The following is a 16,651-nucleotide window of genomic DNA, read 5'->3' as shown; positions in this document are numbered from 1 at the left end:
CGGGGGGGGGCAAAACTGGCCAACTTCCGGAAATCACGCCCGGAAACACACCCAACCTGAAGGGGCCCGGAAAAGCACAACACGGTTCCCACACCGGTGCGCCGCTGCGTGGTTCAGGGGGCTCAGGCCTTGACGTTCACCCCGGCCCAGGCGGCGTCCACGGCCTTGGCCTCGGCGCTGTTCGCGCCGTAGAGGTCGGTGGCCGCCTTCAAGGTGCCCTGACGGGCACCGTGGTAGTCGGTCGTGGACGTGAAGTACGTGGTCAGCGCCTTGTACCAGATCTGCACCGCCTTGTCGCGGCCGATGCCGGTGACAGTGGAGCTGTCCACGGTCGGGCTGTCGTAGTGCACACCGTTGATGTCCTTCGCGCCGCTTCCCTCGGACAGCAGGTAGAAGAAGTGGTTGGCGACACCGGAGGAGTAGTGCACGTCGAGGTCGCCGACGCCGGCGCTCCAGTAGTCGGCGGAACCGCGGCCGTCCTTGCTCGGCTTGTCCTGGTAACGCAGCGGCTTGCCGTTGCCGAAGATGTCGATCTTCTCGCCGAGCAGGTAGTCGCCCTTGTCCTGCGCGTTGTTCGCGTTCCACTCCACCGCGGTGCCGAAGATGTCCGAGGTGGCCTCGTTCAGGCCGCCGGACTCGCCGGAGTACTGCAGGTCCGCGGTGGCGGAGGTGACGCCGTGGCTGAACTCGTGGCCAGCCACGTCGAGCTGGGTCAGCGGGTGCTGGCTGCTCGCGCCGTCACCGTAGGTGATGGTGAAGGACTGGTCGTCCCAGAAGGCGTTCTGGTAGGCGTTGCCGTAGTGGACGCGGGAGAGCGGGGCCCGGCCGTCGTTCTTGATGCCGTTGCGGTGCAGGACGTTCTTGTAGAAGTCCCAGGTCTGGGCGGCACCGTAGGCGGCGTCCACGGCGGCCGTCTGGTTGTTGGCGGGACTGCCGGTGCCCCACTTGTTGTCCGCGTCGGTGAAGACGGTGCCCTTGCCGCTCGTCTTGTGCTTGAGGTCGACGGTGCTGGAGCCGCCGCGCACGCTGTCGACGAGGGAGTAACCCGTCGAAGACTTGGTGGTGTTGAGGCTGACCGTACCGCTGTACTGGCTGGCGCCGGTGCCGACCGCGGCGGCCTGGGAGCCGCCCGGTGTGGCGGCCTCGGAGCCGGCCTTGGCGGCGATGCCGTCGGCTATGTCATTGATCAGCTGGATCTCGTACAGCTTCTTGCCGGTGTTGGCGTCGGTGACGACGCGCAGTCGGCTCGGGGTGACACCGTCCTGCTGGGTGCCGGTGACGACGGTCTCGTAGGCGAGGACGGGCTTGCCGTCGGCGGCCCAGATGACCCTGCGGGGAGCGTCGCCGGTGGCGGCACCCGTGGACTTAGCGGCCTTGGCAGCCTTGACCGCGGCGGACGTGGCGGCGGTCGGGGTCAGCTTCGGGGTGAGCGAGGCGACCTTGATGGCGGTCTTGACGGCCTTGGTGACCTCCTTGACCGTGCCGTCGGCGGCACGGTGGACGACGAGGTCGCCGCCGAGGACCGGAAGACCGGCGTAGGTGCGCTCGTAGCGGGTGTGGACCGTGCCGTCGGCGTCCTTGATGACGTCCTTGACGACCAGCTCCTCCTTGGTACCGAGGCCGAGCGCCTGGGCGGTGGCCGCGACGGAGGTGGCGTTGTGGTGCTCCGGAGCGGCACCCGCTGATGCGGTGGCGGCACCGGCGGCGAGCAGGGCGCCGGTGAGGACGGCGGCGCCGGACGTCAGGGCGAGACGGCGCGCTCTGCCGTCGGTGGGGGAAAGCGAGGACATGTGGTTTCTCCAGAGCGTCATGGGGAGTTGGGCGGGATCGCCGCCCAACCGTTCAAGGAGGGACTGCCTTGATGGGCAGGGACACTCCCAGCCCGCCGCGCACATGTCACGTGACACAAAAGGGGGTTGGGCCGCTCATGCCGGATTTGCCGCCCGTCTCTTCACGGGAAGGACAAGGCTCCGATACACGCCGACACGGCTGAGACAGGAATCCGCAACACGCTTGAAAGGAGTCCTACGGCGCATACGAGGCCCCCGCGCCACTCATCCCTCTCAGCGGCATCCCACAGAGGCCCCCGCCTTGACGCAGGGGTACGTGCTCGAGCCCGCTCCCATACCTGACAACTGCCCGGGCCTGTTCGGCGGTCGGCGCTGACGTCCCCGACGGATGAACTGGCGGGCCCGGCGCCTAGTGACGGCGCCCGGTCCCCTGCGGGATCCGACCGGGCACGCTCAACGAGCGCGGTGGCGGCACCGCCGCCGCAGGACACGCCCCGCCGCCTGGGTGGAACCGGCGCAACCCGAAGGCGGCCTGCCCTGCCCCTCCGAGCGCCGCAGTCCTCGGGAGGCGGAGTACGGATCGGGCCGGGTAAGGCGTCGTACGGTTCCATCGGGGCTCTTCTTCGGGAGTGACGCGTTTGGCCGGTGCCGACGAATCTGCGGAGAAGAGCCCCTTGGGCACCGGAGTTGACACGGTCGGCACCCGGCCTGTGGCGGGCAAGGGTGAGCCGTCCCGGAGTGTCCTCGTCCAGCCGGGGATCCGAGAATGGGGGCGTCCTCCCGGAGCTGGTTCGGATCTGGTGCCCGACCCAGTCGAGCCCCTTGCTCTTGCAAGTAATATGCAACAAGCTTGACGGGTCCTTACTGCCTGCCTGTGACGTGGAGCCCTGCCATGCCCCGCCTGATGCCGGACACCGGACCGCAGCGCGTCCTCGCTGCCTCGAACTTCGTCTACACCGTCGGCAGCGGCCTCTATCTGACCGCCGGGGTGCTGTATTTCACTGAGGCGGTTCACCTTCCGGCAGACCAGGTGGGGCTCGGACTCGGCATCGCCGGTCTTGTCGCGCTGGCCCTGGGCGTCGCGGTCGGTCATCTGGCGGACAGATACGGAGCACGCGGCGTCTACGCCGCCACCCTTGTGATCCAGGCGCTGGCCACGGCCAGCTTCGTGTTGGTGGACAGCTTCTGGCCGTTCGTGCTCGCGGTCGGCTCGGCCGCCGGGGCGAAGGCAGCCGGAGTAGCCGCCCGCTCCCCGCTCATCAGGCACTACGGAGGGGGCCGGCCGCAGGAGTTCCGGGCTTATCTCCGCGCGGTGACCAACGTCGGCATCTCTCTCGGTGCGCTGGGAGCGGGCTGGGTTGTTCAAGTGGGCACCCTCACCGCCTATCAGCTGATGGCCGTCGGCAACGCGATCGCTTTCGTGGTCTCCGCGGCGCTCCTGGTCCTGCTCCCACCGGTTACGCCGGTCCCGGCCACCAGCGGCCCTCGCTGGATCGCCCTCCGAGACCGCCCGTACCTGCTGCTCACCATCGTCGACGGGATCATGGCCATCCAGTTCAAGGTGCTCACGGTGGCCATCCCGCTCTGGCTGGTCGGTGCCACCACCGCCCCGCACTGGCTCATCTCGGGCACCATGGTCACCGGAACCGTCATCGTCGTCGCATTCCAGGTGCGAGCCAGCCGCAACATCGATTCCCCCGCGGCCGGCGGAAACGCCTACCGCCGGGCAGGCGTGGCCTTCCTCATCGCCTGCTCGCTGATCTCCCTGTCCGCGGGGACACCGGCATGGGCTGCCGCAACCCTGCTCATCACCGCCGTGGTCATCCACACAGTCGGCGAACTCTGGCACGCCGCCGCCGGCTTCGAGGTGTCCTTCACCCTCGCCCCACCACACGCCACCGGCCAGTACCTGGGCGTATTCGGCCTGGGCGCCGGACTGGCCGAGGCCCTTGGACCAGGTCTGCTCATCGCGCTCTGCATCACCTGGGGCCGCCCCGGCTGGTATGTCGTCGGAGCCATGTTCGCCCTGACCGGCCTGGCAGCACCACCCGCTGTCCGCTGGGCACAACACCACCAGCACGCTCGGCAAACGCAGCCTGACTCCATGGCCAAGGCGCAAGCCGCCTGATCAGCCGTGCAGGCTGGCCCGGATGCTGCTCGCCAGGCTTGACGCCCTGAAGGAGGACATCACGACCTCCAGGCATGGTTGACCTCCGCTTGCTCCGAGATGACCTAACTGGCCGCCTGTATCAGGGACTTTGCGCAGCTACTGATGCCCCGCACAGGAAATTGCGAACGCCGCGACTGCGTCCAGCGAGCCAGGCCGCAGGGCGGGGGAGGCCTCGGGGTGGACCCCGGCCGCCAGACGTATGTTCCCTATCCGGTGTTCAAGAGCGGATGATCCATTGCTTCCTACGTGGAGAGAGAACGTGGGAGCCGGAGTTGGAGGGGTTGTGCCGGTTCGCGCGGCTCGGTTCTCGGCAAGACCACGGGCCGCACGTAGGGTCGGGACGGTGACCGAGTCTCAGTCGAACCAGGATCTGAAGCGCTTTCTGAACGCACTGCGGATAGGTGAAGCCGCACGGGCCGTGCTTCATGAGTGGCACCTCACCGATGCCGTCAACTCAGGCTGACGGCCGAGGGGGAGTCAACTAAAGTTGACGCATGGCCGAAGTGGATATTTCGTCGATCATCGAGAACGCCGATCACCTCGAAGCACTGCGCGAGGCGGCCGCGCTGCGCCGCCGCCTGGAAGGCCAGGAAGAGGTTCTCGTGCACCGGGCGCGCGTGGCAGGGACAACGTGGACGCAGATCGCCGAGGCGCTGGGGGTCTCAAAGCAGGCCGTACACAAGAAGTACGGCGGCCGACGCCTGTTCGGCCGGACGGAGGCCTGACCGTCATGACCTCGCTCCTCGACGATCTGGTACGACGAACGGCGGAGCGGCTCGGCGCCCGACAGCGTGGCGTCGTCGTGGCGGGTGCCGTCCGGGGCGGGCAGTCCGCACTGCACGGCGCAGACCCCGGCACGCTGTTCGAGATCGGTTCCGTCACCAAGACGTTCACCGCGCTGGCCCTGGCCCAGCTCACGGTGCGTGGCGCTGTGCGACTGGACCAACCGCTTCGCGACCTGCTGCCCCGCGACATCACGGCTCCCGAACGTGGCGGTGAGGTCATCGAGCTGGCTCACCTGGCCTGCCACACTTCCGGCCTGCCCCGGCTACCCAAAGGCCTCCTGTCGCGGAGCCTGTTCCGATCGGACCCCTACGCCGGCTGTACGGGCGAACTCCTGCTGGACGGATTGCGGCGCACCCGACTGCGGTCGGTGCCCGGTACCCGCTTCCGCTACTCCAACCTCGGCGCCGGCCTGCTCGGGCTTGCCCTGGCACGCCATACCGGCACCGACTACGACACGCTCATCCAGGCCGAGATCTGCCGGCCCCTCGGCATGACCGACACCCATGTGGTCCTCGACCCCGGACGCACCGCACGACTGGCCGCCGGCCACTCCCGCACCGGCCGCCCCCGCCCACCCTGGCACCTGGCCGCGCTCGCCGGCGCCGGCGGCCTGCACTCCACCATGCCCGACCTGCTCACGCTGGCCCGGGCTCAGATCGGCCCCGCACCCGAAGAACTCGCCGAAGCCATCGCTCTCACCCATACCACCGCCCACCGCATCAACGCCAGAACCGCCATCCATCCCGGCTGGATCTCGGCCAACCTGCCCCGCAGCCAGCACCGGATCCTGTTCCAGACCGGCGGCACCGGCGGCTACAGCAGCCTGCTGGCCATAGCTCCCGAACACCGAGCCGCAGTTGTCGTCCTCAACGCCAACACCCGACCCGTGGACCGTCCCGGCCTCAACCTGCTCGCACAGATCATCGACTCCGGACCCGGTCCGGACCCCGTCCCGGCCGCCACCGGCGCCTGACCGGCGGCGCCCCACACCGACCGGTTTGACGCAGCCCCCGCTGGAGAACCCGCTGTTTGGACAGGTACGCGATCTGCTGCCTCCGCGCCTGCAACGACAGCTCATCCTCGCGGCCCGAGGATTTACAGCGCATACTTCCGGGCCCGGGCCAGACTCTGGCTGTGCTGGCCTTGTTCTTCTCCTGGGGGCTCGGGACGCGGACCCGACCATGGCCCCGCCGTTTCCCGTACGGTTCGGGCGCAGGGGGGCCGGAGGCAGCCGCAGGGCTGAGCAGGTCACACTGCCGGTGGCTGGCTGGAGGGGGCGGGCTGGTCCAGCTGCTGCTGGCGGCGCCGCTGCTCGTTGCGATGGTCCTCGACGCGCTGGGTGAACAGCTTCAACGGCCTGGGCGGAGGAGCGGATGGCCGACCCCCGTGGTTGGTGATGTACCCGGTCAGCTTGCGGTTTGCTCCGGGGGGAAGTCGGCGCTGAGAGTCACCTCCCGCCAGCCGTCGAAGGTGCTCCTGAGGGAGTCGAGCTTGGCGTTGGCGATGTCGTATGCGGCCTTGCCCAGCAGCAGGCGCAGTGGGGGCATTTCGGCCGTGACCGCTTCGATGACGGCCTGGGCGGCGCGTGCCGGATCCCCGGGCTGGTGGCCGTAGGTGGCCAGGGTGCTCGCGCGTCGTGCCGCCCGCGGTGGCGGCGTAGTCGGCAATGGTGGTGGCGGACTGACGCATGGAGGGCCCGGACCAGTTGGTGCGGAACGCGGCGGGTTCGACGATCGTGACCTTGATGCCGAGTGGGGCGACCTCGGCGGCGAGGGACTCGGAGAGACCTTCCACGGCGAATTTGGTGGCGTGGTAGTAGCCGGTGGCTCCGAAGCCGACCAGGCCTCCGAGGGAGGAGATGTTCACGATGTGGCCGGCGCGACGGGCTCGCATGCCGGGCAGGACGGCCCTGGTGGTGTCCACCAGGCCGAAGACGTTGGTGTCGAACAAGGCACGAACCTCGTCGTCCTCGCCCTCCTCGACGGCGGCGAGGTAGCCGTAGCCCGCGTTGTTGACCAGTACGTCGATCTGTCCGAAGGCGGCCTGTGCCTGGGCGACCGCGTAGGCGGTCTGTTCGGCGTCGGTGACGTCCAGCGCCAGCACGATGGCACGTTCCTCGTGCCCGGCGATCACGTCGGCGGCCTTGCCGGGATCCCGGGCCGTGACCACCGCCCGCCATCCGTGTTCCAGCACGGCGCGGGCCAGCGCCCGGCCCAGGCCGGAGGAGCAGCCGGTGATGAACCAGACGGGCGGATCAGGGGAGGTCATGCCGGATGTGTCCTTCGTCTTGAGAGTCTGTGAATTCGGTGAGGGTGAAGCCGGCCAGCAGGGCCAGCGACTGTGCGGCAGCGCTGCCGGGTTCAGCTCGGTAGACCACCAGGTGCTGACCGGGCGCGCTGTTGACGGAGAAGGTCTCGAAGTCCAGAGTCAGGTCGCCGACCAGCGGGTGGTGAAATCGCTTGGCCGAGGCCGTCTTGGCCCGTACCTCGTGGCGCGCCCACATGCGTGCGAAGTCGTGGTTGCGTACGGAAGGTTCACCCACCAGCTCCTGCAACCGCTGATCGTCCGGGGCGGGATTGGCGGCCCGCAGCGCGGCCACGCACCCCTGCGCCACAACGGCCCAGTCGCGGTAGAAGTCCTGTGCGGCGGGGTTGAGGAACATCGCTGTGATCAGGCTCGTCTCGCTGCCCAGCCAGGAGAGCAGCGCCTCGCCCAGGGAGTTGACGGCCAGCAGGTCGAGATAGCGGCCGTAGACCAGAGCCGGTGTGTCCGCCCAGGCGTCCAGCAAGGACACCAGTTGCGGGCCGCCGTACTCCCGGGCAGCCCGGGGCCTCCCACGCTGTGGCGGATCGACGATTGCGCGCAGGTAGGCGGCCTCCTCGTCCTCCAGCAGGAGCGCGGCCGCCAATGCCCCGAGGACCTGGGGTGAGGGATTGCGTTCGCGCCCCTGTTCCAACCGCACGTAGTAGTCGGTGCTCACCCCCGCGAGGACGGCGACCTCCTCGCGGCGCAGACCAGGGGTGCGACGGGTCCCCGGGGGCATCCCGTGGTCCTCGGGGCGCACCAGCGCGCGCCGGGCCCGCAGGAACTCGCTCAGCCGGTTCTTGTCCATGCCTGCCAACGTACGGGCCAGCACCGCCAACCGGGTGGCCCTGCCACACCCACCCGGAGGACGACCTCGACGGTGCCCTGGTATTCGGCTGCGTCCTTGCCGGAAGCACCCGATCGGCCCGGCTCGCTAGCATGCAACGCATGGCCATCAAACTTGAGAACGTCGGCATCGCCGTTCGCGACCTCGAAGCAGCGATCTCCTTTTTCACCGACCTCGGCCTCACGGTCGTCGGCCGTGACACGGTCAGTGGTGAGTGGACCGACACCGCTGTCGGCCTTGATGGCAATCACGCCAAAATTGCGATGCTCCAGACGCCAGACGGTCACGGTCGCCTTGAACTCTTCGAGTACATCCACCCCGAAGCGATCGAGACGCAGCCCACTCGTCCCAACGAGATCGGCATGCATCGCGTCGCCTTCTCAGTCGACGACATCCACAAAGCCCTTGAGACAGCCGCAAAGCACGGATGCCATCCGCTTCGCGGTGTGGCGACCTATGAGGACGTCTACAAGCTCACGTACGTCCGCGGTCCCAGCGGCATCCTTGTGATGCTCGCCGAGGAGCTGAAGAAGAACTGACGGCTGATCGGGTCAATTGGCGTCGCGCTTACACGGCGCGTAACCGGGTCTGGCCGCTGGCGGGCAAACACCCTCCGGACGCCGGTGGACAGGCCACGGTCGGCCGCGACGATGCCCTGGCGATCGCGCACTCCGGCAAGGAGGACGCGTCCGCGATCTGGAAGAAGGCCTACGGCCGTCACCCCCTGACAGCATTCGTCGACCAGCTGGCTGGAGATCGTTCAGATCGCACTCGACCTGCTGGCCTGGATGCCCATGCTCGCTCTGACTGACACAGCCCGGCTCTGGGAACCCATCTCGTATAACAGGTTGGCGCTGGGGTCTGATCCGGCCCTTCGGGGGCAGTGGGTACGGCGTGCACGTTACGTCGTGCGCGGATCGGGGGCTCAGGGCCAGGCTGTGAGCATGTCCGGGCTATGTAGGGCGGTCGGTTGCCTTGAGTTGTCCCGGTGGACAGGGCCTTGGCCCGGCGATGCTCGCGCGGCGTTCCAGGAGCCGGGCCGGAAGGTCGTGGTCGGGGCCGGTGAGGCGAGTCAGGTGAGGCCTCACCTCATGCGACGTGCGCGACCAGCCGGTGACCGGGGATTCGGCCGTGTGCCGTGAAGCGAAGGCCGTGCGCCGAGCGGGTGGTGAGCGCACTCACCCGGTGGGACCACCGGCGGCTTCCTGCCGCACGGTCTCGGCGACGCTGGAGAGTGCCGCGCCGAAGTGGCGGCGCTGTGCAGCGGTGAGAGAGTCGAACACGAGTCGGCGCACCTGTGCGACATGCCCCGGCGCGCTGTCGGCCACCTTCTGTCGGCCACTGTCGGTCAGCGTGGCCAGGGTGTAGCGACCGTCGCTGGGATCAACGCGACGAACGATCCACTCTCGCGCCTCAAAGCGGTCCATCAGCTTCGACAGGCGTGGGAGAGCGCTGTTGCAGTCCCGGGCCAACTCGCTGAACCGCATGGTGACCTGATGTGCCATCGACAACCGGGCGAGCACGCCGTACTCGAAGTTCGAGATGCCCGCGTCGCGCTGCAACTGACGGTCCAGGGCTGCGGGCAGCGCGATCACGACGGTGAGAAGGTCCTGCCAAAGTTCCTGCTGCTCGGTGTCGAGCCACGGTGACGGTTCATCCATGTGATCCATCCTACTTGCCCAGGCAACAGATGTCTGTTGCCTGGGCAAGTCACTGTCGCCTACCTTATGAGTTGCTCAGGCAAGTCAAATGCAGCTTCAAGGAGTCCCCTGTGATCAAGCTCAGCATCTTCCTGACCCGGCGGGCAGACCTCTCCCACGAGGAGTTCGTGGACTACTGGACCCAGAAGCACACCCCGCTGCTCTCGAGCCTGCCCGGCGGAGAGGTTCCGGTGCGGCGCTACGTCCAGCTCCTGCCCACCGACGACGAGATCCCCGGCATAACCACCGCCGCCTACGACGGTGTCGCCGAGGTGTGGGTCGACGGCATCGCCGACGCCGCCCGCTGGTTCACCTCCGACACCTACACCACGATCGTCGCCGCGGACGAGGAGAACTTCCTCGACCGCTCCCGGACCCGCTTCCTCTACGCCACCGAGAGCCCGATCTTCGGCTGAACCGCCGTCGCTGAGGACTCGCCCCCGGGGCCAGCGGCCGGCCGCAGATAAATCGGGCGGAACGAGCCCCGGGCGCCCTGACGGTCAGGCCGTCCAACACGTCACCCGTGTGGCACATGTGCCGCCTACCGCACGGGTGACGGGTCAGTGGGCGGAGTCGAACTCGCGTAGCACCTGTGGCAGGGCCTTGAGGACCGTCGTGGAGTGGTCGAACTGCCCGACGTCGCTCAGTTCCTGGTCGGCCCCGTGGGAAGCCAGCTGACGTTGGCAGTGAAGGGAGTTCGTAAAGGAGACGTCCGTGTCGCCCCTGGCGTGGAAGAGGTGCACCGGGACTGTCGGCCGCCAGTCACAGGTGGTGTCCATCACCTGCAGTTTCCGCCTCAGGATCCCTGTGGGGTTGCGCACCTTCTGGAGGAACTCGGAGGTGAACAGTTCTTTCGAGGTGGCCGGCAGAGCGGCCGCGATCTGCGACGCCTGGTGGTCGCCGTCGAACAGCTTCTCCACCGTCTTGTCGTAGGGGGCACGGAATGCCTGCTCCGCCGTGTCGTACAGGCCGTACATCCGGTTCCAGGCGGTGGTGAAATAGGCGAGGTAGAGGGACGAGCGGGCAACCTTGTCGGCTGCTGCGGCGGCCTCGAAACCACTCAGGTCGAACGGGCCGGAGATCGGGGCCAGCGCACCCGGGCGGAAGTACGGGTCGACACCCTGTTGCAGGGCGCGCCCGACCAGCATGGTGGCCGGTCCGCCCTGGGAGAATCCGCTGACCAATACGCGCCGGTCGAGTGTGCGACCGTCCCGGGCCGCGAAGGCGCGAGCCGCCCGCAAGGCATCCACCGACGCGCTGACGGTCGCCTCCGGGTTCCCGTAGGGATGGATCCCCGGGCCCTTGCCCATGCCGAGGTAGTCCGGTGCGGACACCGCCCGGCCGGTCGAGGCGAACAGCAGTGCCGTGGTCCGGTCGGGGGACTCGTCGTTCACCGAGGCCACCTCCCCCCGGTACACCTCTGTGCCGTGCAGCCAGGACACCACCCGAAGGCCGCGGTCGTCGCTCTTCGGCATCACGACCAGCTCGCTCGCCGTGGTGGGCTGGCCCGTGATGTCGATGGTGCGGTACACGATCCGATGGGCCCGTACGCCGTAGCGGATCTGTGCCGCATCGATGCCGGCCTTCGCCACACGGGCTACGACCTCCTTGGCGGTCAAGTCCGCCACAGGGGTGGCAGAGATCACCGAACCACGTGCTGCGGGCTGCTGGTACGCGGCAGGGGCGGCAGGTGCGGCAGGTGCGGCAGACAAGGAGGACCGCTGGTGGTCGTCACTGCACCCGGTCCCCGCCAGTACGGTCACGGTGCACACCACAGCGAGCACACCGCGCTTGGCTGAGTCTTCGCGGAGCCTGGAAAAGTTCATGGCTGGACTCTGCCGCTCCCTGCGCGCTCGGCACATTGGGACCAACACCCCACCTGCCAGGGGGATTTCCCTACCCCGTGACCCTGGGGGCGGGTTGTACGGCTCGAGCGTGGAGTCGACCAACTGCCTGCAACACGGTCGACACCCGCCGCTTCTACCAGGACGTCGTGGGGGCAGGGACCCTCTACGGCAGGGGCTCCCGCGCAAGAGCGGTGATGAAAGGGCCCGTCCGTCGAAGCCGAGGCCGTGCGGGGGCAAGAGCACAGGCGGAAGGGGTCGTCCTGGCAGTGCGGATGATCTTTGACTGAGTAGGGTGAATCACGAGATAGCGGGCGGCCGTTCGCACGCTGCCGTCGCGACTCCACGCTTGCCTTTGAACTGCTTGAGCTTGCCTATCGCCCTCTCCACCGTGTTGTGGTCCTTGTACCGGCCCTTGTCGAAGCCCGGAGGTCATCTGCCGAGTGAACCCCGGCGCAGGCGGGCGGCCTTGTGGTCCTTGCACCCTGCTGGTGGCGGGTGGGGTGCCGAGCCGGTACCCGGTACCCCCCGCTGTGCCTGAGGCTGGTCCTGACCTGGGCGGATGCCCGGCCAGTGCTGATGAGAGGATCGTCGAGGCGGCCTCCGGCCGCTGCCGTAGGGCCCCGTGAGGTTCGGGCGGGTGATCGGTACGCGGGAGCGGGGGCACATCGTGTGGGGGCGCAGCACGGAGCGGGAGCGGATCGGCCGACTGCTGGCGCACGCCCGGCAGGGGAGTAGCGGTGCGCTGCTGGTCCATGGTGAGGCGGGGATCGGCAAGACCGCCCTGCTCGACTGGGCCGCCGGGCAGGCCGGCGGCGTGCGTGTGCTGCGTGTCGAGGGCATCGAGTCGGAGATGGAGCTCGCCTACGGCGGCCTGCACCAGATGTTCCTGCCCGTACTCGACCTCGTTGACACCCTGCCAGCTCCGCAGGCCGCCGCCCTGCGGGCGGTGTTCGGGCTGACGGCGGACGGTGTGCGCGACAGCTTCACCGTCGGCCTCGCAGTCCTGACGATGCTGTCGGAGGCCGCTGCCGAGGGGCCGCTGCTCTGCCTGGTCGACGACGCCCAGTGGGTCGACCAGCCGTCGGTGGACATGCTGACCTTTGCCGCCCGTCGGCTCCGCGCGGAGGGTGTCGTGATGCTCTTCGCGGTCCGCGACGGGGCACCGGGGGCTACCGTGAAGGGCCTGCCCGGGTTGCACGTCGAGGGCCTGGAGCGTACCGCCGCTGTTGAGCTGCTGCCCGGTCTGCCCCCGTACGTCGCTGACCGGGTGATGGAGGAGGCCGGGGGCAACCCGTTGGCGCTGATCGAGCTGGCGGCCGCCCTCACCCCGGCCCAGCGGGCGGGACGGCTGGGCCCGTTGGCGCTGCCCGAGACAGCCGCCGGGCTGCCCAGCCGGATCCAGGACGGCTTTGTGGAGCGGATCCAGCGGCTGCCCGAGGCTGCTCAGCTGGTGCTGCTGGTGGCCGCCGCCGACGACAGCGGGAACCTGGGCGTGGTGCTGCGGGCCGCCCGGGAACTCGGCGCAGCCGTGGAGGACCTCGAACCCGCTGAGCGGGCCGGGTTCGTGGTCCTGTCGGGGGAGCTGGTGCGCTTTCGGCATCCGCTGGTGCGCTACGCCGCCTACCGCAGTGCCCCGCTCGGCCGCCGGATCGCCGCCCACCGGGCGCTCGCCGGGGTCTTGGGCGCCGCGGGCCAGCCTCACCGGCGGGCCTGGCACCTGGCCGCCGCGTCGACCGGCCCGGACGAGGACGTCGCCCTGGAGCTGGAGCGGGTCGCGGAGTGGGCCGGCAACCGGCAGGCGATGGCGTCCGCCTCCGCCGCCTACGAGCGGGCCGCCCAGCTCACCGCGGATGTGGACCTGCGGGCGCGCCGCTTGGTCCAGGCCGCGCAGAAGGCGGCCGACGCGGGCCAGGACGAGAGGTGCGGTGCCCTGGCCGACCAGGTGCCGATGCCGCTGGCCGACGGGGAGGTGGCGGCGAACTTCGCCCGTGCCAGGGCGGTGGTCGAACTCGGCTACCGCCGCCCGCGGGCGGCCGCCCGGATCCTGCTCGACGGCGCGGAGCTGACCGGCGCCGCACACCCGGATGCGACGGCTACGTTGCTCACCGACGCGGTCCATGCGGCCTACTGCGCGGGAGACGCCGCGCTGATCGAGGAGGTCGCCTCCCGTGCCCCCGGCCTGCCCGTACTCGCTGTGCCCGCGCGGCTGTTCGGCGGCGACGTGCCCGGCGCTCTCGCCGCGCTGCGCCCGCTGGTGCCGGGCGGGCGGGAGGCCGCCACCGGCGTGATGGACGGGCTGATGACCGGGATCTACTGCCAGCTGGCAGGTGATCACGAGATGGCCCGCCAGGTCGCGGTCGCCGCGGTCGCCCACTGCCGGGAGCAGGGCATCAGCGGCTGGCTGCCCACCACGCTGGACCTGCTGGTCCGCACGGAGCTGGCGCTGGGCCACCACGAGGAGGCGACGGCCCGGGGCACCGAGGCGCTCCGGCTGGCCGAGTACCACGACCTCGCCCACCGGGCCGCCCATCTGCGCGCCGCCCTGGCGATGCCGGCCGCCGTCCGGGGCGAGGAGGAGCAGGTCCGGGCCCTGACCGGCGAGGCCTTGGAGTACGCCCAACCGCGCGGTGTGGGCCGGGCTACGGCGGACGCCCTGTGGGCACGGGGTGTGCTCGAACTCGGTTTGGGCCGGGCGGAGGCGGCTCTTGCGGAGCTGGCCGCGGCTTGGCAGGAGGTGGCCCATCCGCTGCTCTGCTGGCCGCTGCTGGCGGACCTGGTCGAGGCGGCGGTCCGGGCGGGCCGCCCGCAGCGTGCGGCGGAGGCGGCCGGGCTGCTCGACGAGTGGGCCACCGTGCTGGGGCCGCCCGCGCTCGGTGCCCTGGCTGCCCGGTGCCGGGCGCTGACCGGGTCCGAGGGGGCGGCCGAGGAGCACTTCACCGCCGCGCTGGCCCTGCACGAGGACGGCAGCGCGTTCGAGCGGGCGCGCACCGCGCTGCTGTACGGGGAGTGGCTGCGCCGCCTGCGCCGCCAGATCGACGCCCGGGACCAGCTGCGCGCCGCGCTGGAGGGTTTCGAACGGCTCGACGCACGGCCCTGGGCCGACCGGGCCAGGACGGAGTTGGGCGCGGCGGGCGGGGAGATTGTGCTGAGCACCCGTCAGGACGGGCCGATCAGCCTGCTCAGCCCGCAGGAGCGCGAGGTGGTCCGCCTCGCGGCGTCGGGGGCGAGCAACCGGGAGATCGCGGCGCAGCTGTTCCTCAGCCCGCGCACGGTCGGGCACCACCTCTACCGTGCTTTTCCGAAACTGGGCATCAGTTCCCGCACCGAACTCGCCGGCGTGCTGGCCGCCTGAGACGGGGGCCGGCGGCCTCAGGAGCCGGGGGCCGGCTCCGGTGCCGACCAGACCAGCCGGGTCTGGGCGGTGCGGTAGCCGGCCCGGGTGAAGGCGGCGGCCATCGGGGCGTTGTCGGTGTCCGTGGTGGCCGTGATCAGCTCGGCCCCGGCCTCCGCCTGCACCCGGGTGATCTCGGCCAGGACGTCGTCGACGTACCCCTGGCCGCGGAGCTCGGGGACCACCCCGAGGTAGCCGACGTTGCGGTTGTACGGGGTCGCCGACGGGAGGGCCAGCCCGGCGACCTCGCCGTCGGGGGTGCGGGCCAGCCGCCACCAGGAGCGCTCCCCGGGGCAGCCGAGGTAGAAGTCCACCTCTTCCTGGGCGGCGGCCTTGGGACCCATCAGCGCGACGTTGCGGCGGGTCTCGCCGTCCAGGCTGCCCACCGCGATCCGGCGGAACACGTCGAGGAACTCCTCGTCGGTGCCCTCGGTGAAGGTCAGTCGGCCGTTGGAGGAGGGCAGCCCGGCGTCGGGGGTCCACTCCAGGCGCAGCCGCTCCACCACGTCGGTGAGTCCGGCGGTCAGCGCGGCTTCGCGCCGCCAGTCGGTGGCCGCCACCACGGCCGGGTCCTCGCGCCAGCCCTGCGGCAGCGTCAGGTTGTAGAGGGGGAGCTTGGGCGCGCCCTGCTCGGTGAACGCCCGCAGACCGGCCCGGATCAGCTCGGCGCCGACCCTCGCGCGGTCTGCGACCGAGGGGTCGACGTACAGGCAGTCCAGGGCGACCGGGTGTTCGCTGGTGGCCTGGCCCCACCACAGGGCGCGGGCGACCACCCGGCCGTCCTGCTCGGCGATCCAGGTCCACTCCGGCCGGTACATGCCCTCCTTGAGCTCGTCCAGGTAGCGGTCGGCCTCGATCCAGCCGACCGGTTCGTCCACCGTCACGGCGGTCACCCGGTCGAGGTCGGCCTCGGTGGTGGGGCGGAACAGCATCCGGTTCTCCTTCGCGTAGGTGGTGATGGTGGCGCCGGTGTTGAAGACCCGGGAGTCGGTCAGGGTGAAGGCGGCCGGTTGGAACGGGGCCCGGAACAGCGGGATGCCCGAGCCGATGACCACCGGGTAGCGCTTGAGGACGAGTTCGTCGATCTCGCCCCACAGTTGTCCGGCGACGTCCGCCCCGCCGCACAGCCAGATGCCCGCACCGTCCTTGCGCTTGAGTTCGCGGACGAAGGCCACCGGGTCCCCGGAGACGATCTCCACGGCGGGGTCGAGCTGGTCGAGGGTATGGGAGAAGACGTACTGGGTGAGGTGCGGGTAGGGGCTGGTGACGCCGACCGCGAGGCCGGGCTCGTAGCTGGCGCGGCCCATCAGGACCGTGTCGAAGCGCTTGTTGGCGACCCCGTCGAGGCCCAGCGGCCCGCGGCCGTGGGCAGGGATGGTCTCGGGGTACTCGGCCAGCAGCGCGGCGGTGAGATCGCCCTCGAAGGGAAAGAAGTCGAACTGACCGTCGGGGCCCGCGATGAAGCCGTCGAGGGTGGTGCCGACGTAATAGGTGAGCTGGCGCACGCGGACTGCTTTCGTTCTCGGGAGTCGGGGTGACGTCACTGACACTAGGTCGGTCGTCGCACGACCGGCTTCAGTCATGGCGACGTAATGTGACCGGTCGTCGGCCTACCCGACCAGGGGCATCGCCCCGGTCGAGAGCCGCCCGGCCGTGACGGCCGGCGTCGTGCCGCCCGCCCGGGCCGGAACCGGACCGCTCGCCCGTCCCCCACCGAAGAGTCCGTAGATCACTTCACATCATTACCGGGAGAACCCGTGACCGTGAGCAAGAACATCAACAACCCCGTGGGCATGGGCGGTGGCCAGCGCAAGAA

Annotated in this window: 12 protein-coding genes; 6 read left to right on the top strand and 6 right to left on the bottom strand. The window is 69.9% G+C overall.

The genetic code is table 11. The features are described from left to right. Positions 1-122: 122 nt before the first annotated feature. The gene (locus tag ACZ499_RS39720) at positions 123-1,790 is read right to left on the bottom strand and encodes a M4 family metallopeptidase (protein WP_468682047.1); all 1,668 of its coding nucleotides are present in this window, start codon (positions 1,788-1,790) and stop codon (positions 123-125) included. A gap of 892 nt (positions 1,791-2,682) precedes the next feature. On the opposite strand from ACZ499_RS39720, the gene ACZ499_RS39715 reads away from it, so the two are divergent. The 3 genes from ACZ499_RS39715 to ACZ499_RS39705 all read left to right on the top strand — a co-directional run bounded on the left by ACZ499_RS39715 (position 2,683) and on the right by ACZ499_RS39705 (position 5,719). After that, positions 2,683-3,918 carry an MFS transporter gene (locus ACZ499_RS39715; RefSeq protein WP_468682045.1) on the top strand — a complete coding sequence of 412 codons (1,236 nt, stop codon included), beginning with the start codon at positions 2,683-2,685 and terminating at the stop codon, positions 3,916-3,918. A 536-nt stretch (positions 3,919-4,454) separates the two neighbouring features. Next, on the top strand, positions 4,455-4,685 hold the full coding sequence (locus tag ACZ499_RS39710; RefSeq protein WP_468682043.1) for a hypothetical protein: 231 nt from the start codon (positions 4,455-4,457) through the stop codon (positions 4,683-4,685). 5 nt (positions 4,686-4,690) lie between these two features. Further along, positions 4,691-5,719: a serine hydrolase domain-containing protein gene (locus ACZ499_RS39705; RefSeq protein WP_468682040.1), complete on the top strand. Its 1,029-nt coding sequence runs from the start codon at positions 4,691-4,693 to the stop codon at positions 5,717-5,719. 275 nt (positions 5,720-5,994) lie between these two features. Here ACZ499_RS39705 and ACZ499_RS39700 read toward each other — a convergent pair whose 3' ends face one another. Then, positions 5,995-7,014 (bottom strand): oxidoreductase, encoded by a 1,020-nt coding sequence (locus ACZ499_RS39700; RefSeq protein WP_468682038.1) that lies wholly within the window; start codon positions 7,012-7,014, stop codon positions 5,995-5,997. Continuing rightward, complete coding sequence (locus ACZ499_RS39695) at positions 7,001-7,858, bottom strand: helix-turn-helix domain-containing protein (RefSeq protein WP_468682037.1); 858 nt, start codon at positions 7,856-7,858, stop codon at positions 7,001-7,003. The genes ACZ499_RS39700 and ACZ499_RS39695 overlap by 14 nt, the downstream gene beginning before the upstream one ends. 140 nt (positions 7,859-7,998) lie before the next feature. Between ACZ499_RS39695 and ACZ499_RS39690 the strand changes: the two genes are divergently transcribed. Then, on the top strand, positions 7,999-8,436 hold the full coding sequence (locus ACZ499_RS39690; RefSeq protein ID WP_468682035.1) for a VOC family protein: 438 nt from the start codon (positions 7,999-8,001) through the stop codon (positions 8,434-8,436). Between the two features lie 639 nt (positions 8,437-9,075). On the opposite strand, the gene ACZ499_RS39685 is transcribed toward ACZ499_RS39690, so the two are convergent. Further along, a complete protein-coding gene (locus ACZ499_RS39685; RefSeq protein ID WP_468682034.1) occupies positions 9,076-9,558 on the bottom strand; it encodes a MarR family winged helix-turn-helix transcriptional regulator in 483 nt (160 codons plus the stop codon). 110 nt (positions 9,559-9,668) lie between these two features. Between ACZ499_RS39685 and ACZ499_RS39680 the strand changes: the two genes are divergently transcribed. Next, positions 9,669-10,013, top strand: coding sequence for an EthD domain-containing protein (locus tag ACZ499_RS39680; protein ID WP_468682032.1), 345 nt, complete (start codon positions 9,669-9,671; stop codon positions 10,011-10,013). A gap of 144 nt (positions 10,014-10,157) precedes the next feature. Here the strand turns inward: ACZ499_RS39680 and ACZ499_RS39675 are convergent, their stop codons facing one another. Beyond that, complete coding sequence (locus tag ACZ499_RS39675; RefSeq protein ID WP_468682030.1) at positions 10,158-11,189, bottom strand: hypothetical protein; 1,032 nt, start codon at positions 11,187-11,189, stop codon at positions 10,158-10,160. A gap of 892 nt (positions 11,190-12,081) precedes the next feature. Here ACZ499_RS39675 and ACZ499_RS39670 point away from each other — a divergent pair. Further along, positions 12,082-14,796, top strand: a complete 2,715-nt coding sequence (locus tag ACZ499_RS39670) for an AAA family ATPase (protein WP_468682027.1) — start codon at positions 12,082-12,084, stop codon at positions 14,794-14,796. Between the two features lie 17 nt (positions 14,797-14,813). Here the strand turns inward: ACZ499_RS39670 and ACZ499_RS39665 are convergent, their stop codons facing one another. Beyond that, a complete protein-coding gene (locus ACZ499_RS39665) occupies positions 14,814-16,340 on the bottom strand; it encodes a dihydrofolate reductase family protein (protein ID WP_468682025.1) in 1,527 nt (508 codons plus the stop codon). Positions 16,341-16,651 lie beyond the last annotated feature (311 nt).

The sequence above is a fragment of the Streptomyces sp. NPDC031265 genome, assembly GCF_055570295.1.
This window is presented reverse-complemented; position numbering and strand designations above follow the sequence as displayed.

Coding starts and splice junctions, on each gene's coding strand:
- ACZ499_RS39700 (WP_468682038.1), bottom strand. CDS start 7,014: ATGACCTCCCCTGATCCGCCCGTCTGGTTCATCACCGGCTGCTCCTCC.
- ACZ499_RS39715 (WP_468682045.1), top strand. CDS start 2,683: ATGCCCCGCCTGATGCCGGACACCGGACCGCAGCGCGTCCTCGCTGCC.
- ACZ499_RS39685 (WP_468682034.1), bottom strand. CDS start 9,558: ATGGATGAACCGTCACCGTGGCTCGACACCGAGCAGCAGGAACTTTGG.
- ACZ499_RS39720 (WP_468682047.1), bottom strand. CDS start 1,790: ATGTCCTCGCTTTCCCCCACCGACGGCAGAGCGCGCCGTCTCGCCCTG.
- ACZ499_RS39710 (WP_468682043.1), top strand. CDS start 4,455: ATGGCCGAAGTGGATATTTCGTCGATCATCGAGAACGCCGATCACCTC.
- ACZ499_RS39695 (WP_468682037.1), bottom strand. CDS start 7,858: ATGGACAAGAACCGGCTGAGCGAGTTCCTGCGGGCCCGGCGCGCGCTG.
- ACZ499_RS39705 (WP_468682040.1), top strand. CDS start 4,691: ATGACCTCGCTCCTCGACGATCTGGTACGACGAACGGCGGAGCGGCTC.
- ACZ499_RS39690 (WP_468682035.1), top strand. CDS start 7,999: ATGGCCATCAAACTTGAGAACGTCGGCATCGCCGTTCGCGACCTCGAA.